19 protein-coding genes are annotated in these 26,286 nt (G+C 54.4%); 8 read left to right on the top strand and 11 right to left on the bottom strand.

Translation table 11 applies throughout. The features are described 5' to 3' along the window. Positions 1-97: 97 nt before the first annotated feature. The 3 genes from GGR27_RS17655 to GGR27_RS17645 form a co-directional block, all read right to left on the bottom strand. Positions 98-340 carry a hypothetical protein gene (locus GGR27_RS17655; RefSeq protein ID WP_168039799.1) on the bottom strand — a complete coding sequence of 81 codons (243 nt, stop codon included), beginning with the start codon at positions 338-340 and terminating at the stop codon, positions 98-100. 240 nt (positions 341-580) lie between these two features. Next, positions 581-2,254 carry an FAD-dependent oxidoreductase gene (locus GGR27_RS17650; protein WP_168039797.1) on the bottom strand — a complete coding sequence of 558 codons (1,674 nt, stop codon included), beginning with the start codon at positions 2,252-2,254 and terminating at the stop codon, positions 581-583. Between the two features lie 21 nt (positions 2,255-2,275). After that, positions 2,276-3,688 (bottom strand): sensor histidine kinase, encoded by a 1,413-nt coding sequence (locus GGR27_RS17645; protein ID WP_168039795.1) that lies wholly within the window; start codon positions 3,686-3,688, stop codon positions 2,276-2,278. Between the two features lie 100 nt (positions 3,689-3,788). Here GGR27_RS17645 and GGR27_RS17640 point away from each other — a divergent pair, with 100 nt between their 5' ends. After that, positions 3,789-4,262 carry a hypothetical protein gene (locus GGR27_RS17640; protein ID WP_168039793.1) on the top strand — a complete coding sequence of 158 codons (474 nt, stop codon included), beginning with the start codon at positions 3,789-3,791 and terminating at the stop codon, positions 4,260-4,262. A 120-nt stretch (positions 4,263-4,382) separates the two neighbouring features. Next, on the top strand, positions 4,383-5,078 hold the full coding sequence (trmD, locus tag GGR27_RS17635) for a tRNA (guanosine(37)-N1)-methyltransferase TrmD (RefSeq protein WP_168039791.1): 696 nt from the start codon (positions 4,383-4,385) through the stop codon (positions 5,076-5,078). Positions 5,079-5,249: 171 nt separating this feature from the next. On the opposite strand, the gene GGR27_RS17630 is transcribed toward trmD, so the two are convergent. Continuing rightward, positions 5,250-5,792 (bottom strand): pyridoxamine 5'-phosphate oxidase family protein, encoded by a 543-nt coding sequence (locus GGR27_RS17630; protein WP_168039789.1) that lies wholly within the window; start codon positions 5,790-5,792, stop codon positions 5,250-5,252. Between the two features lie 331 nt (positions 5,793-6,123). On the opposite strand from GGR27_RS17630, the gene GGR27_RS17625 reads away from it, so the two are divergent. Both GGR27_RS17625 and GGR27_RS17620 read left to right on the top strand, forming a co-directional pair. Further along, the gene (locus GGR27_RS17625) at positions 6,124-7,464 is read left to right on the top strand and encodes an AAA family ATPase (RefSeq protein ID WP_168039787.1); all 1,341 of its coding nucleotides are present in this window, start codon (positions 6,124-6,126) and stop codon (positions 7,462-7,464) included. Positions 7,465-7,489: 25 nt separating this feature from the next. Then, a complete protein-coding gene (locus tag GGR27_RS17620; protein WP_168039785.1) occupies positions 7,490-8,077 on the top strand; it encodes an RloB family protein in 588 nt (195 codons plus the stop codon). 148 nt (positions 8,078-8,225) lie between these two features. Here GGR27_RS17620 and GGR27_RS17615 read toward each other — a convergent pair whose 3' ends face one another. The 3 genes from GGR27_RS17615 to GGR27_RS17605 form a co-directional block, all read right to left on the bottom strand. Beyond that, positions 8,226-10,067, bottom strand: coding sequence for a M61 family metallopeptidase (locus GGR27_RS17615; protein WP_209037987.1), 1,842 nt, complete (start codon positions 10,065-10,067; stop codon positions 8,226-8,228). A gap of 56 nt (positions 10,068-10,123) precedes the next feature. Then, positions 10,124-10,909 (bottom strand): alpha/beta fold hydrolase, encoded by a 786-nt coding sequence (locus tag GGR27_RS17610; RefSeq protein WP_168039783.1) that lies wholly within the window; start codon positions 10,907-10,909, stop codon positions 10,124-10,126. A 73-nt stretch (positions 10,910-10,982) separates the two neighbouring features. Beyond that, positions 10,983-12,653: an adenylate/guanylate cyclase domain-containing protein gene (locus tag GGR27_RS17605; protein WP_168039781.1), complete on the bottom strand. Its 1,671-nt coding sequence runs from the start codon at positions 12,651-12,653 to the stop codon at positions 10,983-10,985. Positions 12,654-12,849: 196 nt separating this feature from the next. Here GGR27_RS17605 and GGR27_RS17600 point away from each other — a divergent pair, with 196 nt between their 5' ends. Both GGR27_RS17600 and GGR27_RS17595 read left to right on the top strand, forming a co-directional pair. Then, positions 12,850-13,557: a hypothetical protein gene (locus GGR27_RS17600; protein ID WP_168039779.1), complete on the top strand. Its 708-nt coding sequence runs from the start codon at positions 12,850-12,852 to the stop codon at positions 13,555-13,557. 198 nt (positions 13,558-13,755) lie between these two features. Further along, positions 13,756-14,118 carry a hypothetical protein gene (locus GGR27_RS17595; RefSeq protein WP_168039777.1) on the top strand — a complete coding sequence of 121 codons (363 nt, stop codon included), beginning with the start codon at positions 13,756-13,758 and terminating at the stop codon, positions 14,116-14,118. A gap of 800 nt (positions 14,119-14,918) precedes the next feature. Here the strand turns inward: GGR27_RS17595 and GGR27_RS17590 are convergent. From GGR27_RS17590 to GGR27_RS17575, 4 genes are all read right to left on the bottom strand, one after another. After that, a complete protein-coding gene (locus tag GGR27_RS17590; protein ID WP_168039775.1) occupies positions 14,919-15,932 on the bottom strand; it encodes a hypothetical protein in 1,014 nt (337 codons plus the stop codon). Positions 15,933-16,502: 570 nt separating this feature from the next. Continuing rightward, positions 16,503-18,434, bottom strand: a complete 1,932-nt coding sequence (locus tag GGR27_RS17585) for a S8 family serine peptidase (protein ID WP_168039773.1) — start codon at positions 18,432-18,434, stop codon at positions 16,503-16,505. Between the two features lie 232 nt (positions 18,435-18,666). Continuing rightward, the gene (locus tag GGR27_RS17580; protein ID WP_168039771.1) at positions 18,667-19,140 is read right to left on the bottom strand and encodes a DUF3291 domain-containing protein; all 474 of its coding nucleotides are present in this window, start codon (positions 19,138-19,140) and stop codon (positions 18,667-18,669) included. A 10-nt stretch (positions 19,141-19,150) separates the two neighbouring features. Continuing rightward, positions 19,151-19,972 (bottom strand): AraC family transcriptional regulator, encoded by an 822-nt coding sequence (locus GGR27_RS17575; protein WP_168039769.1) that lies wholly within the window; start codon positions 19,970-19,972, stop codon positions 19,151-19,153. Between the two features lie 338 nt (positions 19,973-20,310). Between GGR27_RS17575 and mutS the strand changes: the two genes are divergently transcribed. Then, the gene (gene mutS / locus GGR27_RS17570; RefSeq protein ID WP_168039767.1) at positions 20,311-23,031 is read left to right on the top strand and encodes a DNA mismatch repair protein MutS; all 2,721 of its coding nucleotides are present in this window, start codon (positions 20,311-20,313) and stop codon (positions 23,029-23,031) included. Between the two features lie 751 nt (positions 23,032-23,782). Beyond that, the gene (locus GGR27_RS17565; protein ID WP_168039765.1) at positions 23,783-25,993 is read left to right on the top strand and encodes an RICIN domain-containing protein; all 2,211 of its coding nucleotides are present in this window, start codon (positions 23,783-23,785) and stop codon (positions 25,991-25,993) included. The last annotated feature ends 293 nt before the right edge of the window (positions 25,994-26,286 follow it).

Below are 26,286 nucleotides of genomic sequence, written 5' to 3'. Positions count from 1 at the left end.
ACGACAGTTCTGAGTCATCCAGCAGAATTGAAATAGAGAAGCACTTTTCGCTACGGCGGAAAGTGCTTCTCTACGTTATATCGAGTTGCGAGTAAGGTCAGTTCATAGCCTCGTAGAGCGCGTAGATGGCCAGTCCTACTTTTAGTAATAGAGAACTGAACTCCAGCCAGGGCTTACTCTCGGCTACCTTACCCGCACGCTTGCTAGTGGTAATGGGATAGGTGACGAACACGACAATAATGTCGCGCAGGCGTTCTCGTGGGGAATCAGTGTCGTTTTGGGGGGCAGGTTCAGGTGGCTTATGGAGATCAGGCTCCTGATTGGTTTCTGGGCGGGTCATTTTCGTGAGTTTCACCAAAGTTAGGAACCAAAAGGCCATTTAACAAACAAATTGTTTTATTTAACGAGAGAATGTTGGTTTTGGTAATCAGCTCAAGCGTGTCGAATATATCTGGTGGGCGTAATCCGGTCAGCAGTGTGCCTTTATCAAATAAACCATGCACCCGCGACCGCGCAATAATTAGGCGGTAGGCTAGTAGGCGATAGAAAGAGTGCTACTGCCTACTGCCTACTGCCTTTTTTAATTCTCCGCCAAGTACTGATGCACGAACTTGATCGCCATCGCGCCTTCCCCAACCGCCGAAGCCACCCGGTTCATCGCCCCCGACCGCACGTCGCCCGCCGCGAAAATGCCCGGTTGGCAAGTTTCCAGCAGGAAAGGAGCCCGGGCGAGTGGCCAGTTGTTGCTTTTCGGGTCAGCCGCCGTGATGTCGCGGCCAGTGATCACGAAACCGCGCTTATCCGTCAGTATTTGACCCCGCTCGATCCAGTCCGTCCGGGGGCGCGCGCCGATGAAGATGAACAGGGCATCGGCCGGTGTTTCGTAGGTTTCTGACTTTTCCAGATCTTCGATGACCAATCGTTCGACGTGGTCGTCGTCACCGCATACCTTCTGGATTTCCCGGTAGCCGTGGATGGTGATATTGTCGATGCTTTCGAGTTGCTCGATCAGGTAGCTCGACATACTGGACGTCAGGTCCGGCTTGCGAACGAGGATGTGCACCTCCTTCGCGAATTTAGAAAGGTACACCGCCCCCTGCCCCGCGGAATTGCCGCCGCCCACCACGTAGACGATCTTACCCTCGGACGCCTTCGCCTCCGTCATCGCCGCGCCGTAGTAAACGCCCGCGCCGCTGAATTTTTCCGCCCCTTCCGCCGGCAGTTTGCGGTACTGAACGCCCGTCGTCAGAATAAGCGACAGGGCCTTAACCTCGGAGTTATCGTCGAGCGTAAGGATCTTGTAGTTGTCCTGAATCCGGATGTCTTCCACCGAGCGGGGGCTGACGACCTCCACGCCGAACCGCAGCGTCTGCGCCATCGCCCGCCGGGAAAGTTCGGAGCCGGAGAGTCCGTTCGGAAAGCCGAGATAATTTTCGATGCGGCTACTCGACCCCGCCTGCCCGCCCGGCGCGCGGGCTTCGATGAGCAGCGTTTTTAAGCCTTCCGAGCCACCGTAGACCGCCGCGGCCATCCCCGCCGGGCCGCCACCGACGATGACCACGTCGTAAAGGTCTTCGGATACCGTAGCGCTCATGCCCAGCTTTTCGGCGAGGTCCGCCAGTGCGGGGTCGGATAGCGTGTTACCGTCTTCCAGCACGACCACGGGCAACTCTTTACTGAGGCATCCGTGTAAGTCCAATAGTTCTTTCCCCTTCTCGCTGAAGGCATCGACCCACTGGTAGGGCATCAGGTTAGAAGCGAGCCAGTCCTTGATGTTGTGGCTCTTGGGGGAATACTGATAGCCGACGACCTTGAGCCCCTGGAATTCCGGCCGGAAGGAAAGTCGCCAGTCGGCCAGTAATTCATCCAGGATAGGAAAGAGCTTTTCTTCGGGCGGGTCCCAGGGTTTGAGGAGGTAGTAATCGAGTTGTACGTCGTTGATGGCCTTGATGGCGGCCTGGGTGTCGGAGTAGGCGGTCAACAGCGCGCGTTTAGCTTTCGGGAAAAACACCTGGGCTTTTTCCAGAAAATCGACGCCCAGCATTTCCGGCATACGTTGGTCGGATAAGTAGAGCGCCACGACCTCGTTCTTCTTTTTGAGTTCTTGGATGGCTTCCAGTGCTTCGGTGGCACTCGTGGTGGAAATGATGCGGTAGTCGTCCTTATAGTGATTACGCAGGTCCCGCTTGAGGGAGCGAAGAACCTGTTGGTCGTCGTCGACGGAGAGGATGATGGGTTTAAGTTGGTCGGCCATGGGGCGGGTGCTGGTGCGTAGTTAGAGGGGGAGGCAGATGCGGAAGCAGGTTTTGCCGGGTTGACTCTCGACGGAAACCGAGCCACCGTGGCGTTTCAGGGAGCGGCGGACGATGTCGAGCCCCATACCGGTGCCCTCGCCGATGCCTTTAGTCGTAAAGAAAGGCTCGAAGATGCGGCTCTGGATATCTTCCGGGATGCCGGTGCCATTGTCTTCGACGTCGACGCACACGTTGTCGCGCCGCCGGTACGTACGGATGGTGATGAGCCCGCTGCCGTCGGGGGTAACTACGTCGAGGGCGTTTGCGATGAGGTTGGTCCAAATCTGGTTCAGTTCGCCTTCCAGGATCTTGACGTTGGGCAGATCCTTGTCGAATTCCTTTTTAAGCTTGACGTGCTTCTCTTTAAACTTAAATTTAAGCATCGTCAGGGTAGATCTAATGCCTTCGTGAATATCCTTAGCGATCATGCTGGCCTGACTGTCCATGTGACTGTACGCTTTAATGGACCCAATTAACTCCGCGATGCGATTGCTGGCGGTCTGGATTTCTCCGACTAGCCCCTCGGTGGTCAAATTTGCCTCGATCCACCAGAGGACGGGTTCGAGCGCTTCCGTAGGCACGGCACCCGCGACCGCGTCCAGATGCTCCGGGCTCCAGTCCCAGTCGATGAAGGTGTCGATAATTTCATCTCCGTTGGTAATGTCGTGAGCGTCGAACCAGTCCTGGAGATCGTCGTTGCGCGACTCGCGTTGCAGCAGGGAAAGGTCGGAGGCGCCGGAGTAACTGCGAATCCTGTCGAAAAGAACTTGGTTAAGATTGTCCACGGCATCCGTGGTCACGCGCATGGTGACGATGCTTTTGAACCGCTCCGGCGTCTGCGCCAGGTGCTTATGGAGCTCCTGGCTGGAGCGGACGATCGCCGAGGCGGGGTTGTTTAACTCGTGGGCGAGGCCAGCGCTCATCTTACCGAGGGCCATGAGCTTTTCGTCCATCAGGCGCATGTTTTGAAAGTCGCGGACGCGGTCGGTCATGATGCCGACGAGTGCTTGGACGAGTTCGTAGCTCACGTTGACCATTTCCACAAAGTTCTCCTTGTGGATCCGCAAAACCTGGATGTTCTCGAGCGCCACGCCCTCGGCCGCAGTAGTTTTGAGGCGGCTGAAGGGAAGGACACCCATAACGTGGGGCGCTTCCCAAATGCCCATCTCTCTGCTGTGACCATCTTGCTCCCGCCGGAGCAGGCAACTCCCTTTGAGGATGATGTCCATGTGATCGACGACGGAGTTATATTCGAAGATGGTCTCTCCCTTATCGAAGCAGACAAACCTGCTTATATCGATCAGCCACTGCAGAACGTCGTCCGTTACTTCGGTGAACATGGGCATGGCCCGTAGCTGGGCCAGGAGGTTAGTAGGTTTGTCGCACTGGTACATGGGGGTGATTGTGTGGTAAATACACCGGGGCGAGCCTTGCAGTTCTGCCCGCGGACCAACTACGGCTCGCCGCCGTATGTTTGCGCCCTAAACGGAGGACATGACGGCGAATAAACGGGGTACACAGGCGGGTTTTGAATTGCTTTGGCTGGCGTTTACCCTCGTCGTGGCGGCGCTGATTCTGTTGCCGTTGTACACGAAGGTGCCGGACTTTCCTTTCTTTCTGCCTAATTTCATCTACGTGGTGGTCGCGGTGACCTTCACGCGGTACATGTTTTTGCTCGACTTGAGTTGGCTGCGGGACAGATTGTACCTACAGGCTGGCATCAGCCTGGCCGTTATCCCGTTGATTTTCTGGATGGTACAGTCGTTCAACGGATTCATCACTTACTTCGACGAGCAGGGGCCGGACGTGCTCGTTCGCAACCTCTCCTCGGACTGGCGCAGCATCATGGATAAATACATGCACGCGGAGTATCGCTTCTTTGGGGTCTGGGCAATCATGGCTTCCGCGGTTTTGCCTTTTCGATTACTCTACAACACCTGGGTTCGGTACCGGGCGGGGGTGCGCTGAGGGAAAGTATGTAAGTAGGCTTTTTGCCACGAAAGCACAAAAAAGTGCCGTAAAATAGTAACCAACGTAATTTTGTGTTTACGTGCTTTTGTGGCTGGTAAATAGTTTAAATGATTAACTATGCATTTCGACATCATCACGGTATTACCGGAACTACTTTCCTCCCCACTATCGCACAGCATCATGCAACGGGCTAAAGATAAGGATTTGCTGACGGTGGAGATCCACGATTTGCGCGAGTACGGCCTCGGTAAACACCGGAGCACGGACGATTATCAATTCGGCGGCGGGGCCGGCATGGTGATGCGCTGCGAGCCCCTGGCGGCGGCCATCGACGCCCTCAAAGCGCAGCGGGAGTACGACGAAATTATTTACCTAACGCCCGACGGCGAGCAGTACAAACAAACCCGCGCCAACCGACTCAGCCTGGGTAAGAATTTATTACTGATTTGTGGGCATTACAAAGGTATCGATCAGCGTATTCGGGATGAATACGTAACGCTGGAAATTAGTATTGGTGATTACGTGCTGTCCGGCGGCGAACTGGCCGCGGCGGTGTTAATTGATTCCATTGGTCGGCTACTGCCCGGCGTCCTGAACGACGAAACGAGTGCGCTGACGGATTCTTTTCAGGACGATTTGCTCGCCCCACCCATTTACACCCGCCCGGCCGAGTGGCGGGGGCACAAGGTGCCGGATATTCTCCTGACCGGTAATTTCCCGAAGATTGAAGCCTGGCGCGAGGAGCAAGCGGAGGCGCGGACGCAGGAGCGGAGGCCGGACTTGCTGAGCAAGGAGGATGGGGCGCACGGTTAAATCACTGCTGGTACTGATTATGTTACGCAGATTTTTTTAGCCACGCAAACACAAAAGCACAAAAAGCTCCTTTCGGCTACGCTGGAATACTTTTAGATGATGCTTTTCTGATTTGCTGCGTAGTACTCCGTATTACGTGGTGGTATCTAATTGCGCAAAGTGAAATGCGCGTTACTCCGGTAAGCCCGTAGGGAGCCCGTCGATACTCACCCGATTTTTGGTTTGCTGGTAATTCTTCATGCGTTCCGGTCCCTGCTTACTGGCCCAACTCACTAATTGCGTCCGGTCTTCCCGGAAGTCCATGTACGGCACGGCGTAGCCACAGCTCGTCTGTACTTTCTCTACCACGAGGTCGAAGATCTGGCGGGCTCCCGGGGTATCCGGTAGGTGAACGGCAAGCTCGGCGAAACCCGCTTCTCCCGGGTGCACCGTACGGGCCGTTCCGTAGGCGCGCAGGATCAGGGGTTTACCTTCCGTAGCGCACCACATCAGCGTCATCCGCCCGTTCTCCAGCACGTGCGCCGCCGTTTCGTTGCCGCTGCCCGTCAGGTTTAGCCAGATGATGCGGTTGGGGGCAATCACCCGGAGGGAGTCCATGCCCTTGGGGCTGAGGTTGACGTGGCCGTCGTGGGGAGCGGTAGCTACGAAGTAGATGTGCTGGCGGTGGATGAAATCGGTTAGTTCGGGGGAGATGTTGTTGTAGGAGGTAGCCATGGTGGGGTTTTTTTATGCAAATTATCGCGGGTCGCACCGGACTTCGTGATCATAGTAGCCATTTGCATCGCTAAACTATTACTGTCAAGTTAGTAATTTGTTGATAAGCGTCCGCTGCGGCTTTGATACCTTTTCTAACAAAACCTGCTGGCAGGGCGCTGCGCACTTCAGTTGTAGAAAGCTACCAGGCACTTGTGCCAACGGAGTGCAGGCATGGCTTCAATTTTTGGCAATTTTTAAGTAGTACATGGATAAGTTGAAACAGAGGGAGCGGACGTTGGGAAGTTTGGGAGTAATAATTGAGTAGAGGAGTCGTCAACTAAATTATGGTTTGCAAGCGTTTAAAGAGGTACATTTGGTAAAAAAATATAAATCCATGCTTTTAAGCTTCTCTATAGAGAATTTTAGGTCGATACGGGATTCTACCACCATTGACTTCAGCGCGACCCACCAGAAGCCAGCTTACAGTTGGTTAAAGAACAACGTTGCCCTATCGGGTAAAAAGGATAAAGTACTGAAAGTTAAAGCGATCTATGGAGCCAATGCAAGTGGGAAGAGCACGTTATTACTAGCCATGTCCGTTTGGCAGGGAGTCGCGCTACTATCTGGACGCGATCGATATGAGCAGCTCCCCGTGGAACCATTCAGGCTAGATGCCGCCTATTCAGAATCGCCTACAACCCTGTGTGGCACCTTTGTTTACGGAGACAGGAAATATGAGTACGGGTTGGAGATGACGCGGGATAAGATTGTGCGTGAGTGGTTGCTGGACCGTTCCGTACGTAAAGCCACCGTTTTTACCCGCCAAGATCAAACGGTGACCCCCAACCCCGAATACTTTGGGAAGGACGATCGGCTTACCTTTTTGCTGAAGGAAAACAATGAAGTATTTCAACCAAGGATCAGCTTCTTGGCAGCGGCATCCTTACTCAAGATTGCACCCGTCGTCGATCAGGTGGCCGCCGCTCTGCGCAAACTGATGATTCTGTCGGATGCTGGCCTCCACCATCTGGAAGAATTGCCGGCGCAATTAATGTATGAGGACGGAAGCTTACTGCGTGAGACCAGCGAGATGTTGAAATTGTTGGGTATCGATCACGATAGCCTACTATCATTTGACAAGGAGAAGATTTCTCACGTAAAGGAGTTACCAGGATTAGAGAAATTCAGTGATCAGACCGATAAGCGATTTTTTACCGTAACAACCCGTAAAGTAAAAGGCCGTGAAGATAAGAGTCTGGCTTGGTTAAGCGACCAATACGAATCAGCCGGCACGCAAAAAATACTACAACTTGCCCCCCTCATTATCATATGCCTACGCCAGGGTGGAATACTGCTCGTTGACGAGTTTGAGGCACGATTGCATACGCGGCTGTCGCGGGAGATCGTCCAGCTGTTTAATTCTACATCGGGTAATCCAAACGGTGCCCAGTTCATATTCTCTACTCACGATACCAATCTGCTGGACAACAAACTTCTGCGGCGAGACCAAATTGCTCTAATCGAAAAGGACGATTCCGGAGCATCATTTCTCTATTCCCTGTCTGATATCACCGGAGTAACGAATACGGCCAATTTTGAAAGAGAATACCTAGGGGGGAGCTATGGAGCGGTACCTCAAGTGAGTGACTTAGATATTGCATTAGACCTAGAACCGGCTGCCCATGAGTAAGCGAACTGTAACTAGGAAACGGAAGATGCGTAACCGAGGAAAAAGATTCCTGATTCTCTGTGAAGGGCAAACGGAGCGTCTGTATTTTCAGGCCTTTCGCAATTTTGGGGTAGAAATATTGCCGCGGGACCCCAGTAGCGACCCCGTCCGTCTGCTCCAAGATGCGCTCACGGCACAGGAATATGAGGACTACGATCAGATTTGGCTGGTTTTCGACCTTGACTTCGTTCCAAGCCAAGGTATCGGCCAGTTCGAAATTTTTTCGCGGGTGATTAGGGATGCTACGAAGGCAGGTATTCGAGTCGCGTATTCGGTTGATGCTTTCGAATTGTGGTTTTGCCTTCATTATGCATACACAGAGCAACGTCATAATCGTGCCTTTTATTACGAGCAACTCAGTAATCACTGGGGGATTAACTACGCGAGCGTAGGGAAGAAGAAAAGATTTGCCGCTGGCATCAGGCAACGCCTGATCGATGATCCAAACGCTAGCGAGGAGGAAGCGCTTAAAAGAGCGAAAAAGTTATTTGAAAAGTTTTCCGGCGAGCTGTTTCGTGATCGCAATCCGATTACTACCGTATTTCAACTGGTGCGTGAAATTACTCGGCCATAAAAATGCTCCATTACTTCCTCGCTGTCTTTCTTGATCTTTTGTATGGTTACAACTGGACTTTGTCAGGTTGACATTCTATACCTCAATTAAGTCCATATTTCTCATTACTGAGGTAATATTTGATGACCGGCAATGAGTAAAGAATTCATTACTGCGGGTTCAACCAGCTAGCTCGCCGAATTAGCGCTTTCGCGTTTGCCGTCTTGTTAACCTGCAAAATCAATTTCGGACTCGCCACCGCCACGAAGCTTCCGGTTTTCTCCACGCCCAACTGCTCGAATTTAAGCGCGTAAGTCTGACCGATTTTTAAGTCCCGAACGACTTCGTCCCAGTCGTCGGTGGAAGCTACGCTAACGCCGTTCAGGCTGATGATTTCACTATCTACGTCCAGGCCGGCGGCGTAAAGGGGTGAGTTCTCGGGCACGGGCCGCACGACCGAAACGACGCCGTCCCGCTCGCGCAACCGTAATCCGTAAAAAGCGACCGAATCCGGCTGTTCCTGACGTAAGGTAAGTCCGTATTCGGCGAAATAAGGCGCGAAGTCCGGTAACTCGCTGTTGTAGATGTGCCGCATAAACCAGGCTTCCGCCCACGACTGATCACCCGCGACCGCGCCCACTACCAACTGAATATCGCGGATGTGGTAGGGAATTTCTGTCTTGCCGTACCGCTGCCACATCAGCTGCATCACGTCGTCGAGCCGCTGGCCGCGCGCGCGTAATTCCAGGTCCAGCGCCAGGCCGATCGTGGAACCGTAAGGGTAATAACTTACGAAAGTGTTGCCGAAATTATCCGGATCGTTGGCCGTCGCCGCGTCCACGAAAGGCGCCTGCTGGCTCATCGCGATCGGCCCCCGGTGCTGGCGGCCGGGGCTGAGGAGCACGTAGTTTAGTTGATTCGTCAGACCGGCCGCGTAGTCTTCCGGCGACTGGATACCGGCGCGCACGAGGCTCAAATCGTCAAAATAACTCGTAAATCCTTCGGCGAACCACAGCTCACCGCTCACGTTGGCGTGGTCGAAATTGAAGGGCTCCAGACTCGCCGGGCGAATCCGCTCGACGTTCCAGCAGTGAAAAAACTCGTGGCTGACCGTGCCGATCAACCGTTCCGCCGCCTCGGCCAGACTAGTCGAGGCGGAGCAGATGGTAGAATTCCGGTGCTCCATACCGTCGCCGCCAATCCAGGGGTTGTAGGCGCAGAGGAAAGTGTAGCGCCCGTAGTCGAAGTCGGGCAACTCGCCGAACACGCGTTGCTGGGTCAGCACGACGTCCTTTGTCCAGGCCAGGTAAGCGTCGAACTCCGCCCGCGTGCCCTCGTGCATCATGGCCAGTTCGATCATCTGGGTCTTACCGTCGGGGTTCTCCACCGCGAACTCACCGCGCATGATCGTCCCGACCAGCGTGGGGGAGTCGTAGAAGTAGGCGTAATTGGGCGCGGCGCGGTCACGGCTGCCGTAATGGGTGAACGGAAGGGGGACGAGTTGGCTGGCCATCGTCCAGTCCGGCTGTTGCCCCTCCTTGATCTTCAGGATGATCGGCCGGTCGTTGAGTTCGTCGCCGTAGAGGAACGTGGCGGGCATGTTGAGGTGCAGTTTCCGGGCATCGATGCCGGAGTAAGTGCCGTCGCCACCGTTCGCGAAGAGGGTGTAGACCAGCTTGACCGAGCCTCCGTGGCCGGCGATCCGCCACTCCGCAACGTCGCTTGGGTAGACGGACAGTTCCTTGCCGCTCGCCGAATAAGCCTTCAAGTCGTACACGTTCTTCGCAAAATTGTGCTGCGCGTACCGCCCCGGGCTCGACTGCGGCATCCTGACGGTAAACACGCCGGGAGACACCGCCGGGAAGTCGGCCGTGATCCGCAGCTCGTGCTGCTGGACGTTCTTTAAATCAAGCGTGTAAACGATGGTGCCGGGGTGGTCAACGACCCAGTCGAGTTGGGCGTGGCCGGTAAGGGAGAGGACTGAAAAGAATACAAGGAGAAAGGTCCGCATGATTAGTTTTGACTGTTCGGAGCCAAAATTAACCGAAAGACTTTACATGCGAGCGGTTACCCCTCCACCAATCGTTCGCCCGCGGTGACGCGCGACAAGAAATCGTCGAGGTACTGGTTGAACTCGCCCGGCACTTCCATCATCGGCGCGTGGGCGCACTTATCGATGAAGTGCAGCTCGGAATTTTCGATGAGTTCGTTGAACTGCTCACCGACGAAGGGCGGGGTGATGTTATCCTGATTGCCCCAGATGAGGAGGGTGGGGGCTTTGATGCCGTCCAGCTTGTGCGCCAGGTTGTGGCGGACGGCCGACTTGGCCGTCATGATGATGCGCAGGCCGCGGTTACGGTCGTTGACGGTGGCGAAGACTTCGTCGACCAGTTCTTTGGTCGAAACGGCGGCGTCGTAGAACGTGCTTTCTACCTTTTTCTTGATGAAGTCGTAATTCTTGCGGGGCGGTAGGCTGTTGCCCATCGCGGATTCAAACAGCCCGGAACTGCCGGAGAGCACGACGGAGGCAATCCGGCCGGGGTGCTCCAGGACGTACAGAATGGCCACGTGGCCACCGAGGCTGTTACCCATCAGGTGGATCTTATCCCAGCCTTTGGTCTCAACGAACTCCGCGAGGTGGTCGACGAGGCCCGCCAACGAGACCTTCCGCAGGGGCAGCGTCATGATCGGTAGGGTGGGGACGATGACGTTGTACCGGTCACGAAAATGCTCAATTTGGGAGCCGAAGTTCGACAAGCCGCCGAACAGGCCGTGCAGCAACACGAGCGGTTCCCCCGAGCCGCCCGTTTCCAGGTACTCGAATTTTCCGTCTTGTTGCAATTGATCGCCCATGTAGCTATTTGGTTACGCCTAAAGGAACGACAAAATAAGGCGATTTGTTAGTTTCGGCCGTTCGGTGTCGCATCTACCCGGCTTTTTCCCGCTGACCCGGTACTCGTCCCGACTCAGTCGGGACGCAAGCATCTACGTAATACATGTGCACCAGCCCCTTATTCTTAGCCTCCACCTGGCCGCGGTACGTACAGTAGAAATCATTACGAACGAGCGCGTGGGTGGACGCCGAGATGTTGACCTTCCCCGGTTCGCTGTTCGCTTCGATGCGGGCGGCGAGGTTGACGGTGTCGCCCCAGACGTCGTAAGAAAATTTGCGCTCGCCAACGACGCCGGCCACGACCGGCCCCGTGTGCAAACCCACCCGGCCGGTGAAGAATGGGACGCCACTCCGCCGCCGTAACCCGGCCTCTTCCCGCAGAAAAGCCTGCATGGCCAGGGCGACCTTGATGATCGCCACCGGCGGCCCCGGCGCCTCCGCTAAGCCACTGGCCACCATGTAGGCATCGCCCACGGTCTTGATCTTTTCCACCTCCGCGTACTCGTCCACGATGCGGTCGAAACCGCGGAAGCACTTATCTAATTCCCGCACCAGCGCCTCGGCGCCAAGCTGCTCTGCGATGCTCGTGAAATTGACGAAGTCACAGAACAGGATCGTCGTCTGGGGGAAGGACCGCGCTTTTGCTTTGCCCGTTGCTTTGAGTTCCTGGGCCACGTCGGCGGGCAGGATGTTTTCCAGCAGACTATCCGACTGTCGGCGCGCTTCCCGCAAGTCTTGATTCACCAGTTCCAGGGCGGCGGCGGCCCGCGTTTTGGCCCGCGTGCGGTTGTAGAAAAAGCCCGCCAGGAGGGCCAAAATCAGCGCCGCGCCCAGCGACGTGTAGAGCCGGAAAGACTGCTGCTGCGCGCGCATCTCACTGGCCTGGCGATCTAACCTTTGCCGCGCTACTTCCTCGCGGGCGGTGGTGGCGAGCGTGTTCTGTTCGAGGGCTTCGCGGCTCAGTTCCCGCAGGTCCGCGCGGGTGGATTCGGCGTGCTGTTCGACGACGGCCTTCTGTTCTTTGGTCTTACTCAGTTCGTTCAGGTGGCTTTTGAGGTCGCGGTCACGTTGGTTGTTTTCGCTGGTGATTCGTTTCCTTTCCGCGAGGAGGGCGGCCAGGTCGCGGTCCAGGCGGGCTCTCGCCGCAGTGATGTCTTCCTGCTGGCGAAGTAGCCGCGCCTTGGCGACAACGAGGTCGGAGCGGAGGCGGGCCATCCCCCCTTCGTCGCCCCGGCGGATGAAGTAGTCGAGCGCGCGCTGGGTGCTTTCGTTGGCCTCACGGTAGCGCCCCCGCCCGGCTTTGAGGCGGCTGTTCTGGGCGGCAGCGCGGAGGATTAACTCCGGGTTACTGGCGTCCATGGCTTGATTCGTAGCTTCCTCCAGCGCGCGTTCGGCGGCTTGCGTTTCGTCGTCCCGCTGGTGAGCCTGAGCCAGTTGAAAATAGGCCGGTCCGGTGAGCGTCGGGTCGCTGATTTGGTCGGCTACGTGGGTCAACTTCTTAGCCATATTGACCGTCGTGCCGCCGTCTTGTTCCCGCTCGCTAGCTAACATTGTTTCTACAATTTCGTAGAGAATGCCGTAGGCTTCCAGGTCCGTCTTGGCGAGTTCCAGCGCGTGCACGTTCTCCTCAACGTTGGTTTGGGCGAGGCCGCGGGTGCAGGGGAGGAGGGCTAGGAAGCAGAGCAGGAGGGGTAGGCGGGGCATTTGGCGAAGTTAGGGGTTTAGGTTAGGTTATTAGGCGGTAGGCTGGTAGGCGGTAGGGAATTAGGCGGTAGGCTGGTAGTGCGGTCGTCCGCGATAAAACATTTACGTAGCTGAGCTATTTGTATTGACTCTACCGCCTACCGCCTACCGCCTACCAGTGCCTACCCCCTACCGCCTAAATTTCTACCACCTAAAAATGCCCCAACACACCACCCTAACCTTCTTCCGCTACCAAGGCGTGCAGAACCGCTTCTGGGCCATTAGCCAGATGGGGATTGCGCGGTTGGCCCTGGCGAACGTGCCCGGTCTCCGGTTCGGTCGCTTACTGGGGAGTGGTGGCGGGAACGGGTTCAGCCTCAAGCCCAACTTCGGCGTTTATGCCTACCTCGGTCACTGGGAAAGCCGGGAAGCGGGAGATACCTTTCTGCGGGAGAACGAGTGGTTGAAAACTACCGACGCGCACGTGCAGGAGCGACTGACGGTCCACCTGTCACCGACGATGTCGCACGGTACTTGGTCCGGGGAGCAACCCTTCGATTCCGACCCGGCTGCTTACGACCCGAACGCGCCCGTTGCCGTCATTACCCGCGCGACGATCAATCCCGCGCGGCTGACCGAGTTCTGGAGCCACGTCCCGCGGACGTCCGCTTCCCTGGAAGATCAAGCCGACCACCTTTTCTCGATTGGCGTGGGGGAGTTTCCGGTCTTCATGCAAGCGACGTTTAGCATCTGGACGAACGGCAAGGCCATGCAAAATTTTGCGTACAAGAGCCGTTACCACAAGGAAGTGGTCAAACTTACCCGCGAGCGGGGTTGGCACAAGGAAGAGATGTTTACCCGCTTCACCATTCTGGGGGCGGAAGGCCACTGGACCGGGCTGGACCTGAGTCGCCTGGGGCTGTAATCACGCCACGGTCACAAGCCGGTCCACGTGGGCGTTAAAAATTTGTTTCGGATACTATAAATCCGTAAATTGTCTTTAGTGGTTTAACGCTTCGAGTCTTTCCTTCCCCCACGCGGTGGGAGTCAAATTTACCCAACGTTTACGGGCCCCGGGCCGTCTTTCACCGGTCAGTCATTTTACAACTCGCTACCTTTTCTCATGCCACAACTCTCCTGGAGCATCACCGGCCACACGGGCCAAATTTACCGCCTCGGTTTGTTCCACGGTGATGCGGACGGGCACGTCGTGGTGCACTGCAACGACAAGGTGATGGCCATCGACTTTAACGTGGCGGAGTCGAAGACCTATTCCGTCTTCCTAGATCAGGAACTGTGCGAGGTTTCGATCGACCACACGGGGGGCAACAATTTCGATTACGACTGCCGGATTAACCGGGAAGTAGACACACCACTAAATGAGCGACGGAACAAGCTAAAAGAGGAGGATCGTCGTATGGAGCAGTTGCAGTTGATTGGGTTGTTGGCGGTGGGGATTGTTTTGTTGTTGATTTGGTGGTTTTGAGAGACTATTGCCTGGGGCTTTCTTGAATGACGACTTTACTTAACTTTCGATAAAGGTTCCGAATGGGTTTACTGGAATCACCGCGGTCACGCAGAAAATAGGTGAGGACCTTTTCGTGCGTTTTTACTCCTGATATATACATTTCGTGTGCTTTTGCGATCGGACCGAGGTTGAGTAGCTGATTTGAACGTACGGTCAGTGCAAATAATGAGAAGTTAGAAGATTGCCTAAATTCAATTCAAAAGTATTTCTTCCCACCTTTTTCACAACCCTTTGGTCATTCTTCTTGTAGCTATTATGAGACCCTGATTTTTATAAAAATCTGTGTTTCATTTTTTCCTAGAGGCTTATCCTTAGCACGGACTACACTTATCCCGTAACTCATTTTATTGTAAACAAATTTTGGAAAGCTGAAAAAAGTTGGTGGGGCGACGGCATTAGAGACATGATTCATATTTTGAATGGATGAAAAGTTTGACATAACGTAGCTTTCGATGTGGTTCCACATAGTGTCATCGTGCGTTTTAAAAAACACCAAATGTGAACGCTTGTCCGCAGACGATGACAGAAGAGCCTCTCCACAGACCTGAATGTCACTAAATTCAATACAAAAATTGTCGACACTCAGTGCTGATAAGTTCGAATGATTAATCTTTTCTATTGTAATCCTTTGGGTCAACCTCTCCACATTTAAAGTGCTCGAGAATTCATTGACTATAGGGTTAGATAGGAATAGTGTTAAAATAAAAAGTGAATCCATATTTTTTGTTGCGTTGATAACGAGAATGGCATAGAAGTTTCTAGTTGCAGACACTAGGAAGCCAAGTTTCACTATAGACGCCGATCTGATTACCTGATGCACCATTCGATTGGAGCCCCGCTGTGCCACCCCACGCTGACATCTCATCATTTAATGCGCTAAGAATAAAATTTTCAACAGCCGACGGGTTAGATCCCCATCCACTGTGCCCAAAGGCATCTTTTAATCTATCGTTTACTTCACTAATGGCTGCCGCAGTAAGGTTAGCGCTCTCGGCGTTAGTAAACGGTAATGGAGCCGTAAAATATAATATATTGTCAAAAGTGTATCTATGGTATTCGAACTCAAAGTCAACTATGCCATTCGGCCATTGAAACGAAATATAGTCGAAGTATACGTTATGAGCTCCGGAGATTCGATTAGTAAAGCCACTGTTCACCTCATACGGAAAACTTTCGCAATCTGGGGGATCATTATTAAGGTGAACATTAGTGCCTCCACCGCCGCCGCCTCCACAAGTTATAGCTGTTGTGGGATCCTCACAGGCGCAGTTACATCCCAAAAAAGCTGAATCCGCTAACACTCCATTCACGTAAGTATCCCAGTACCAGCAAGTACAACCAGACTTAGAATCTCTATCGCCTTTTGTTTCGTTCCGGTTAATGCTGTATTGAGCGTTTGGTAGCTGATGCTCTCTCTTAATAAAGAGGAACTCACTTCCACTGTTCAAATCCTTTATGACAGTATAGGCATTCTTCGCCGTCGTATAATCACCTTTTATCTCTCCGCTACTTAAATATTCATCTAGCAATAAGGGTATATTTAATTTGAAAGAGGTGCTCTCTTCAGACTTCGGTATGAAAATGGAGATTGATTTTCGTCCAATTGACGGTTCTTGAATATCGAAACTCATAGCAATGAAAGCTGGATCAAAGTATCTTCCTGGATCAACAAGACTTGCCTCAGATAGAACAACCTGGTGATCTCCAACATCGATACTACTGGTACTGGTGTCTAAACCTTGCAGAGTAGGTTCAAAGTAAGCTTCTTTCACATCCGGACAATATGCTGATCGATAATAATAAGAGAATACATTTTACGTAGAGGTCAAACTTAAGCATAATCACTTTTTTCTATAAATATAGGGGGGGGGCATATATGATGCAAGACTTACGCAAAATAATTCAGAATCATTTATGAGTATAAAATAAGTTATGACGAGTATATTGCTCTGTAATTGATGTGTGTGAATTCTATTGCGGAAATAGAAGATAACTATTCAGGGTGTACATTTATGCTTTTATAGTTACTCTCATTTGAAGCAGAAAAATGTCTGAATGTCTCAGTAAAATAACCAAACGCTCTACTGCTTGGCCACGGAAGAACCTAAATTCATAAACACCGACGCCACCGTAGTGAATTTGAAGCCGCCTGATATCTCTTGTCCCATTGTATTCATGCGTAGAATCGCTTTGTCTGATTTTTGTTAAAACAGACATCATTGCAGGGTGTATTTGTTTTGCTTTAATGGAGGGTTCTTCAAAGGCCTTACCAAGTATGCGGGTTCTTTGTGCATTTGATCGCTTGGAATTTTGATTGGCCGCGAATTAATTTGCCTTCTTGCCTAAATCCCCCCCAACCCCCGCAACCAAGGCTCCCGCCCAGAAATCCCCTGCACCCGCGACCGCGCCCTCAACCCCTCCGCCCGCGTCGCAAACGGCCCGAGCAAGATCCGGAAAGCCGTCCGCCCGTTCACCGCGCTAATGCTCACCATAACCGGTAAGCCGTAAAGTTTTTCCGCACTCTCCACTTCTTTCAGGACGTTCGATAGCTCCGCCAGTACGCTCATTTGCAGGCCGTAGCCCGTAGCTGCCTGCTGGCGCACGCTGAAGCGGTACAGACCCGCGCCGCCAGAAACGTTGACCTGGGGCGGATTAGCCGGGGCCGGGGCGGGCGGTCGTCTTGGAGGCGTGACCGGCGGCCTCGGGGCGGGTGGCGGCGGAGTAGGTCGCGAAGTACCGCCGGCCTTCAAACGTAGCGCTTCCGCTACGGCCGCATCCGCATTGACGCGACCGAAGCCGTATTTATTGGAATACCCCCGCGCGTCGTAATCCCATTTATTACCGATCTTATCCGCCGTGCTTTCCAGGATGCTTTTTACCTGCACGCTCGTCAAGTTGGGGTTAGCGGAAAGAATCAACGCACAAATACCCGCAACCAGGGGCGTGGCCGCGCTCGTCCCCCCAAAATGCTTGTAATACGGGCCGCGGTCGACCCCATCCACGTAATACTTTTTAATACCGGCCTGTCGCGTATTTCCTTCGTCCCAATTCGCCCGTGCGGCGAGGATCGGCCAGCCACCGTCCGACGGCGCGACGACGGATATGCCCGGCCCCTGGTTGGAATAGCTCGCGTGCGTGTCCGAACTCGTGCTCGCCCCCACGGCAATGACGCCGGGGATATTGGCGTAGTAGTTAATGACGTTGCGCCCTTCGTTGCCCGCCGCGAATACAATGACGCAACCCTTACCACCCCGCCCCTGCGTGAGCGCCTTGCGCACCGACCGCGCGTGCTCCGAATCCGGCCGGTAGCGCCCGTCGATCGTGCCCCAGCTGCAACTGATCACGTCCGCGCCGTTGCGGATGCAGTGGCTGAACATGCGCTCGGTTAGGTATTTGGAATACGTCAGGCCGTGCAGGGGCATGAGTTTGGCCAGCGGGGCCGCCCCGACCAATCCGCTACCGTTTGCCGCCGCGACGGCCACGCTTGCGCAGGGCGTAGCGTGGTCACCGAAGCGCGCGCCAGTGGGGAGTTTATTTGAATTATTATTGATATTCAGCGGCGCGACGGATTTGCCGCCGAGGTCCGGGTGGCGCAGGTCGAAACCATTGTCAATCACGGCTACGACAATGTTCGGATTGCCTAAGTTGCCGAGCCGACGCCAGGCGGCTTTGACCTTCGCGTCGGCACCGATCTTCAGTGGGAAGTTGGGTACGTCGCGTAAACTACCCTCGTTTTGAAGGTGCCACTGGCTGGAAATGAGGCCGTCACGTGGTTCGCTGAAGTATTGATCAAGCGGCACGTCGAGGTCGGGGTAAGCTTTGATGACCATGCTCAGGTTCGTCAGCGCGGTGGCGACCTTGAGGGGGTTGGGGCTTTTGGCGGTTACCCGGCAGACGATTGTGCCGTCTTCGCGGTCTTCGAGAATTTCCAAGGCGAAGGTTTCGAAGAGGACGGCGCGTTCTTCCAGGCCGACGCCTTCGGCCATTTCCACGTAGAGCACGCCGGTGGGAACGACCGGGCGGTTGTCGCCTTCGGCAAAGTACACGTGGGTGCCGACTTCTACGTTTGCTCCCTTGCGGACTTCGTCGAGGGCGTCATCTACGCCCGCTTCGCCGGTTAAGGTAACGACTTCGAAGCCGCCGAGGCTGGGGATTATGTTTGCGTCTACACCCGCTAGTTCGGTGTCTTCCGAGTGGCGTTTGAGGCCTACTAGTTTACTGGATTTTTTTAGGGAGAGTAGTCCTTGTTCGGAGGGGATGAAGTAGTTGGCCATGGCGTCGGGTTGTGGACTGGCGCAAAGTAGGGGAAAATTGCTTGGATTAGGTGTCGAGATAGGCTTCGCCAACTTTGAACCTATGCTCAAGCACAAAATCTTAGGATAAGTAGCGCTATAAGCTAGCGTAGTCGCTTCAGTAAGAAAGTCGGCCATCAGCGCTAAGCAAAAATGCAATTAGGCGTTTGGCATTTTTGGTGAGTTTTATACTTAGCCAATGGCAATATTGGATTTATGCATCAGCCGCTTTTCCAATTCCCTTTATTGATGCGGGGTAGTTGTCCGAGAGCGCAAAAGCTGCCTCCGAGGTACCAATCCTTTGTAATAGCTCTAACTTTGCCTTAGCTTCCGCAACCGTAGGCCGCGCGCCTTTTGCTACCCACCAACAGGCAACCTGCGGGTGGCCGAGGCCAGTGAACCAGCGACCGCGCTTACGCAGAAAATAGCTGTGGACGGTCTGGAAGGTGAAGTCGCGAAGTTGCTCCACGCTTTCCCAGACGGACAGATTGACAATAATGAGCCCGTCGCCGAAGGGTGGGGCGGGCTGTTTTTCCTGTACGCCGGCCCCCTCCTCGTAGCGCCAGACGAAGCCGGGGCTTGATTCGGCCAGGGCGTTGACGGGGTCGAGAAAATCGCGGAACTCCTTCATGGAATCCGCGTCGAGGGGCGCCTGCATGCGGGCGATGTTGATTTCGGCGATGTGCATGGGGGCAAAATTAAGTCGCGCCCGTCTGGACTTTTCGTGGGTCTTTCTGGCCGTTTCGGTAGTCGAGCGGGGTGACGCCGACGTGTTTTTTGAAGAAGCGCCAGAAATAATCCACGTCGCGAAAACCCAGTTCGTCGGCGATAGTGGACACGGTGGTGGTTTCCTGAAGTAGCCGATTGCGGGCGTCTTCCAGCGCTAATTCCCGTAAATACTGTCCGGGCGGTCGTTGGATTTGGGCGCGGACGCAGGTGCCAAGGTGGTTGGTGGAGCAGTGTAATTGGGCTGCGTACCAACTCACCCTGCGTTCCGTAGCATAATGCACCCGCGCCAGCGCCAAAAACCCTTGCGCCAGATGGTGATTGGACTTTTCCACCATTGGCCCGGCCTCCGCATACCCTGATTCGAGGAGTAAGGTCAGCAGGGATTGAAGCAAGGTTTTCACCAAACTGGGTGATGCAGGCTTGGCCAGGTGATCGAATAAGCCCGTAATCAATGGCCAGCTCTCGGCGGGAAAACGCGTAAAGTAATAGGTTTGATGAAGTCGTAACCGCAGCTCGTAACTGAGCAGATCCGGCGAAAAGTGGCAAAGCCGACCCCGCAAACCCCGTCCCGAACAGGCATGCGCCGTTTGCGGAGCCACCAAATAAAGCCCCCCCGGCACTAAGGGCGGTGCCGCATCCCCGACGTAATGTAATCCCTCGCCGGCCGTGACAAAAGTCAACTGAAAAAACTGCGGGTGGCGATGATTCCGGTGCCGCCGGCCTTCGCTGGATTGATAATCTACAAGCTCGGTAGAAAAGAGGAATTCTGAGCTTGGGTCTTCCGGATTCATTCAGCCAAGTTACGTGGTTACGACCTCAATAGCAGGTAGACGGCGAATATTAACTGACCTCACGTGACCAGATTTTGCCACAAAATCACGATGCATGAAATACTGCGAAGCAAATCACAAAAGCGCAGGTAAGTGGTGTTTTGGCGTAACCAAAAAGAGTTTTTTCTGTGCTTTTATGTTTTTTTGGCCAAAAAAATCTGCGTAACATCAGAACCTGAGTATGACGAGACGTGCACAAGCGTGCCAACAATCCCCCTTTAGTAATTCATTCAATCTTCGCTTACTTTCTTCCTAATCCCTTTCCTCCAGAACCCGCCAAACGCCCTACCTTAGCCCCAATGGCAAAAGCAAGCAAAAAGTCCAAAAAGGTAACCCCCCTGATGGCCCAGTACAACAAGGTCAAGGCCAAGCACCCGGACGCCCTGCTGCTCTTCCGCGTCGGTGATTTTTACGAGACCTTCGGCGAAGACGCCGTCAAAGCCAGCCAAACGCTCGGCATCACCCTGACCAGCCGCAACAACGGCGGCTCCGACGTCGAACTAGCCGGTTTTCCCTACCACAGCCTCGACGTGTACCTGCCCCGCCTCATCAAATCCGGCTTCCGCGTCGCCATCTGCGAACAGCTCGAAAAGCCATCGAAGGAAAAGAAGATCGTCAAGCGGGGCGTGACCGAGATCGTTACGCCGGGCCTCGCCACCAGCGACAAACTGCTCGAACACAAGCTCAATAATTTTCTGGCCTGCGTTACTTATTCCGGCGGCAAAAAAGACTTATTCGGGCTGGCCTTGCTGGATATTTCTACCGGTGAATTCCTCGTCGCCGAAGGTGCGGCCGATTACGTCGATAAACTGCTGCAAAGCTTCCAACCGAAGGAAGTGCTGATCAGCAAGGAACACCGCAAAGACTTCCCGGAACGCTTCGGCGACCGCTTCTACCTCACCGCCCGCGACGAGTGGATTTTCACCGAAGATTATACCCAGGAAAAGCTCCTTAAGCAATTTAAAGCCATTACGCTAAAGGGATTCGGAATCGAAGGAATGAAGCAGGCACAGATCGCGGCCGGCGGCGTACTCCACTACCTCGAATCCACCGAAAATCGTAACCTCCAGCACGTCACCCGCATCGCCCGGCTGGCCAACGACCGCTACGTTTGGCTCGACCGCTTCACGATTCGCAATCTCGAACTGCTCTACAGCCCCCACGACGGTGGCGTCCCATTGGTGAACGTGATGGACCACACCGTCACGCCGATGGGTGGGCGGTTGCTGCGGAAGTGGGTGGTACTACCTTTAATTGACGTGGAGGCCATTCGCGCGCGCCATTCCGTCGTCCGTGCTTTTGTGGGTAGCCCGGTCCTATTGCAGGATGTGGATGCCGCCCTCAAAGAGATCGGTGATTTGGAACGTCTCATTTCGAAGGTTCCTCTCGGACGGGTAAATCCCCGCGAAGTTCGGGCGCTCGCCCAGGCACTCTGCGCCATCGGGCCGATCAAAAAATTGCTCGCTGGCTCCGGCAACGAGATTTTATCCGCAATGGCCAAAAAGCTGGATGCGCTGCCGGCCGTTTGTGACGAGATTAATCGGCAAGTAAAAGAAAGCCCTGCCGTAAACCTCAACAAAGGAGGTGTGATCGCCGACGACTTCGACCCCGAACTCGACGACCTGCGCGACATTACCCGTAACGGTAAAAAGCGACTCGCCGGCATCCAGGAACGGGAAGCCAAGCGCACCGGCATTACTAATCTGAAGATCGGTTTTAATAACGTCTTCGGCTATTACCTCGAAGTCACCAACAAGCACAAAAACGACGCTCCGCCCGAGTGGACGCGCAAGCAAACCCTTGCCAACGCGGAGCGCTACATCACGGAAGAGCTTAAAGAGCTCGAAGACAAAATTCTTAACGCGGAAGACTTAATTCTCCAGCGCGAAGAGACCCTTTATGAGGAACTCGTCATCTGGCTCCAGCAATACATCGGCCCCGTCCAGGCGAATGCGCTACACATTGGCCGGCTGGACTGCCTACTGAGCCACGCCAAGCTCGCCAACCGGAACCGTTACTGTGAGCCGGTGCTGGACGATACGCAGGATATCGACATCGAGGAAGGCCGCCACCCCGTCATCGAAAAGCAGCTCGGGGTGGGGGAGCGGTACGTGCCCAATGATGTCAAACTCGATACGAGTAATCAGCAGATCATCATGATTACCGGGCCAAATATGGCGGGTAAATCGGCGCTGTTGCGGCAGACGGCCCTTATTTCACTCATGGCGCAGATGGGCAGTTTCGTGCCGGCCAAAGCGGCGCGGTTGGGGCTCGTCGACCGAGTATTTACGCGCGTCGGGGCGAGCGATAATATCTCTTCGGGGGAATCGACTTTCATGGTGGAGATGAATGAGACGGCGAGTATTATGAATAATATTACGGACCGGAGTTTGATCTTGCTGGACGAGATCGGCCGGGGTACGTCGACCTTCGATGGTATCTCGATCGCTTGGGCCATCGCCGAGTATTTGCACAGTAATGGACGCGCGCGGCCCAAGACACTTTTCGCTACGCACTACCACGAGCTTAACGAGTTGGCCGACCGGCTCGACCGGGTCAAGAATTACTCGATCGCCATCAAGGAGCACGCGGGGAAGATCATTTTTCTGCGCAAGTTGATTCCTGGAGGGAGTGCGCACAGTTTTGGCATCCACGTCGCGCAGATGGCGGGTATGCCGCCGGAGATCGTGCACCGGGCGACGGATATTCTGGCGCAACTAGAAAGTCAGCACATCGACCAGGGTAGTTTGGATATGGGCGTCCCGACAGAGTCCGGGACTAACTCGCGTGTCGCGGCCGCGGGTGATAAGCCGAACGGTAAAAAGCAGGGTGGGGTACCGGCCTCCCCGAAGATTGCCGCCAACCAGTTCTCCCAACCCGCCCCCCAGCTGAGTATCTTCGAAACGGTAGACCCCACGGCGGGGAAACTCAAAGCCATGCTGGAAGAACTCAACCTTAATCAGATGACGCCGATCGAGTGCATGATGAAGTTGAATGAGCTGAAGGCGGTGTTGGCTTAGTAACTGATCTTACGCAACCGGATTATGCCACACAAACACAAAAACACACAAGAATAAGTAAATTGGTGTTTCGGCGTAGCCGTACGCCGATTTTTGTGCTTTTGTGTTTTGCTTCGCAGTACTTCGTGCTATGTGGCGAAATAATCTGCGTGACATCAGTTAGTGGGATCACTCGGAAGCTGCCAGACGCGCGCTAAGAAGAGGGAACACAGAAAACACACAAGGAAACATAAGTACAAAACAGCGTAGCTACGGAGGTCGCTGCTCACCGTCATTTTGTGCATTCTCTTCTGCTTTTATGTTTTTTGTGTTAAAAACGTTGACTCACGTATTCCGTCCCGTCACGTAGCGACAATAATTACGCGCAACGGGTTACGCCTAATACTCCCTGCTTTACCTGATTATTCTTGCACCTGCGTCCGCGCCAAACAATTCGACAAAGCTATTTTACTTGATAGGTAATAAATAGCAATCGATTGCCAATTAACCGCAATCGATTGCCGCTCAAATGAAAACTGAAATATTTGACGAGCAACTAAAATTTGGGTTACCAAGGAAACGTAAGTAATTATTAGTGTATTACGGAGATACGCCAACTAAAATAACGAATAGTGGCATCGTATAATGAAATTAATTGGTGCATTATTTGGTGGGCCAGCCGGCCGGCCCTACTTTTGGCCGACCTGGAGTTTAGTACTACGCTTTTAGTTTTCAAGCCTTTCTTCAAAATAGTTTTTAACCAACCAAGTCCATGCGAAATTTTTATTTGTTTGCGATCCTCCTGCTGGGGGTTGCACTACCGGCTACGTCCGGTCAACTCCACGCGCAAGCGTATCCCTTTCAGGGGCTCGGCACCGTTACCGCCGAAGTGAACGTCCGGTCGGACGTAAAGGAACCCGTTAATAATCGCCTGCTGTCCGTCAACATCGGTTGGGACTCCGGCGTCTTTGCCCTGGATGGTTACGACAATTTCCGAGCCAAAGCATTCATGCGCGATTTCGCACCCGTTTCCGTGCGGTTTCCGCACGGCGTGTGGTCCAACTGGTACGACTGGGAAGAGGACAAGCCCGTGCTCCGAGACGACTACGAATTCGGTGGCTTCCAGGAGGTGATCCGCGGGAACGTGCAGTACGACTGGACGTTCGGCTTCGACGGCCTCAAACAACTGCACGACGAGCGGGATTTCGACGTGCTCTGGACCTTTAGCATGCTGTACAACGATGCCACCAACAAAGCGGTACGCCGCGTCCGCGACCACCGCGCGAAGGGCTTCGCCGTCACCCACGTCGAAATGGGCAACGAGCACTTCTGGAAGGACCAGCGGAGCAACCGCCTCAAAGAACCGGCGGATTACCTGCGGGCCTGCCGGGAAATGTCCGCCGCGTTCAAGCGGAACAACTTCGGTACCAAACTATCGATTACCACCTCCTGGCGGCGGGGCGAAGGCACCGGGCGGACCGCAAACATCGACCACACCGAATACAACCGCATCATCAAGGGCGACGGCAGCCACTACGATGCCCTCACCATGCACCGCTACGTTAACGCCGGAAAAGGGGGTACGCCGACGCAGGATAATTACCGTACGCTACTCACCTCTCCGCTCATCCTTGAAGAAGATATGCGTTTCATGCGCAGTGGCGTGGCGGCCAACAAAGAAATCTGGCTCACCGAATGGGGCGTCAGCGGTGGTTACCGCGCGGCCAGCTACCTCGGCATGGCGGACGCTTACCTCTACCTGTTCGAGAATCAGAATATTTACAAATACGCCAACTGGTTTCAGATTCACGGAACGAATAACTTCTTCCGCCAGACGACCAGCGGAAACAGTTTGTCAACCGCAAAGACTGGCTTCGGATCCACTTACGAAGTCCTCCGGGGTGTATTTCAGGACGGTACTCTGCTGAAAACGGACGTAACGACCAAGACGCTCCGCGGTAACTCCAAGGCCGTCGTCGCCCGCGCGGTAACGCGCAACGGGGAAACACAAGTGCTGGCGGTCAACAAAACGAACCAGCGCGTGAAGCTGACGCTCAAGTTCAACGGGGCGCAGTACCGGGGTGCTTTCCGCCACGAAGCCTTCGCGTTCAATAACTTGTCGCAGGACATCGGTGACGTGCCTTTCGATCGCAACCCGCTTGCCCTGCTGGGCCAAGGGAACAGCTCCGGTGAGAACACGCTTTTCCTGCCGCCGTATTCCATTAGCGTAATTAAAAACATTACCATCCCCGCCCCCACCGGCGGGCAACTCATTGCCAACGGCAACTATTTTCTGCGCAATCCGAACGTCGGCGAAAACCTGACGGCTACCGGCGGGACCGTCGTCATGGGCGGCGTAAATAACCGGTGGGTACAACAGTGGACGTTCGACCACCTGGGAAATAATGTGTACACCATTCGCAACCGGGGTAACAACCGCTACCTGGAAGTCCCCAACGCCGGCTGTGGCAAAGGTGAAAGAGTCGCCACCTGGACGGGCGGCGGCTCGGCCCACCAGCGGTGGCAAGTCACCCTGAGCGGAGGAAAATACTTCCTGCGGCCAAGTCACTGCACCAGCCAGGCGGCGGACCGCAAACCGGGCCCGGATAAGATCGTACACACCTGGAATTTTAGTACCGGTAACGTAAACCAACAGTGGAACATCATCCGGGCGGGTGGTGCGAGTAGCCGCGCTAGCAATGCCTCCGGTAATGAATTAGACGCAATTAGTAATGGTGGAATTCGACTGAACGTTTTTCCTAACCCCGTCGGTACGGAGGACGTGACCGTTCGGGTCGTTGGCGCAGCGGAAGTCGGTGAAATTAACCTGACCGTCCACGACATTACCGGCCGGGAAATAACGCGGATGACTGGTGGGGACCGCGTGCTCATTCCCAGGGCCGTATTCAAAACGAAGGGCGTTTATACCGTACGGGTGGTCGTTGCCGGTAAGGAGTACCAAAGGCGGGTCGTTATGCAGTAAACCGCGTTCGAGCGCGAAGGCGCGCAGGCCGCTAGTTCCCGATCACGGAGCTAGCGGCTTTGCCGTGCCCGCCCCGCCGGCACTTATCCCATTTTGCTTGCACCCGCGACCGCGCAACCTACCCTTCACATTACCCACACACGGAGTGGGCACGAACATCATCAAATAAATAACTAAATTTGCCGGCGGTAATACTGGCCTACCGAAAGCGGCGTGTGCATTGAACGACACCGCCGCCTCAGCCGTTACCATTTATTTGCCCCACACAAATCAGCATTTTTTTAACCGGGGCT

It is taken from the genome of Neolewinella antarctica (genome assembly GCF_011927835.1).
GTDB classification, from domain to species: Bacteria; Bacteroidota; Bacteroidia; order Chitinophagales; family Saprospiraceae; genus Neolewinella; species Neolewinella antarctica.
This window is presented reverse-complemented; position numbering and strand designations above follow the sequence as displayed.

Coding starts and splice junctions, on each gene's coding strand:
- GGR27_RS17655 (WP_168039799.1), bottom strand. CDS start 340: ATGACCCGCCCAGAAACCAATCAGGAGCCTGATCTCCATAAGCCACCT.
- GGR27_RS17650 (WP_168039797.1), bottom strand. CDS start 2,254: ATGGCCGACCAACTTAAACCCATCATCCTCTCCGTCGACGACGACCAA.
- GGR27_RS17645 (WP_168039795.1), bottom strand. CDS start 3,688: ATGTACCAGTGCGACAAACCTACTAACCTCCTGGCCCAGCTACGGGCC.
- GGR27_RS17640 (WP_168039793.1), top strand. CDS start 3,789: ATGACGGCGAATAAACGGGGTACACAGGCGGGTTTTGAATTGCTTTGG.
- trmD (WP_168039791.1), top strand. CDS start 4,383: ATGCATTTCGACATCATCACGGTATTACCGGAACTACTTTCCTCCCCA.
- GGR27_RS17630 (WP_168039789.1), bottom strand. CDS start 5,792: ATGGCTACCTCCTACAACAACATCTCCCCCGAACTAACCGATTTCATC.
- GGR27_RS17620 (WP_168039785.1), top strand. CDS start 7,490: ATGCGTAACCGAGGAAAAAGATTCCTGATTCTCTGTGAAGGGCAAACG.
- GGR27_RS17615 (WP_209037987.1), bottom strand. CDS start 10,067: ATGCGGACCTTTCTCCTTGTATTCTTTTCAGTCCTCTCCCTTACCGGC.
- GGR27_RS17610 (WP_168039783.1), bottom strand. CDS start 10,909: ATGGGCGATCAATTGCAACAAGACGGAAAATTCGAGTACCTGGAAACG.
- GGR27_RS17605 (WP_168039781.1), bottom strand. CDS start 12,653: ATGCCCCGCCTACCCCTCCTGCTCTGCTTCCTAGCCCTCCTCCCCTGC.
- GGR27_RS17600 (WP_168039779.1), top strand. CDS start 12,850: ATGCCCCAACACACCACCCTAACCTTCTTCCGCTACCAAGGCGTGCAG.
- GGR27_RS17595 (WP_168039777.1), top strand. CDS start 13,756: ATGCCACAACTCTCCTGGAGCATCACCGGCCACACGGGCCAAATTTAC.
- GGR27_RS17585 (WP_168039773.1), bottom strand. CDS start 18,434: ATGGCCAACTACTTCATCCCCTCCGAACAAGGACTACTCTCCCTAAAA.
- GGR27_RS17580 (WP_168039771.1), bottom strand. CDS start 19,140: ATGCACATCGCCGAAATCAACATCGCCCGCATGCAGGCGCCCCTCGAC.
- GGR27_RS17575 (WP_168039769.1), bottom strand. CDS start 19,972: ATGAATCCGGAAGACCCAAGCTCAGAATTCCTCTTTTCTACCGAGCTT.
- mutS (WP_168039767.1), top strand. CDS start 20,311: ATGGCAAAAGCAAGCAAAAAGTCCAAAAAGGTAACCCCCCTGATGGCC.
- GGR27_RS17565 (WP_168039765.1), top strand. CDS start 23,783: ATGCGAAATTTTTATTTGTTTGCGATCCTCCTGCTGGGGGTTGCACTA.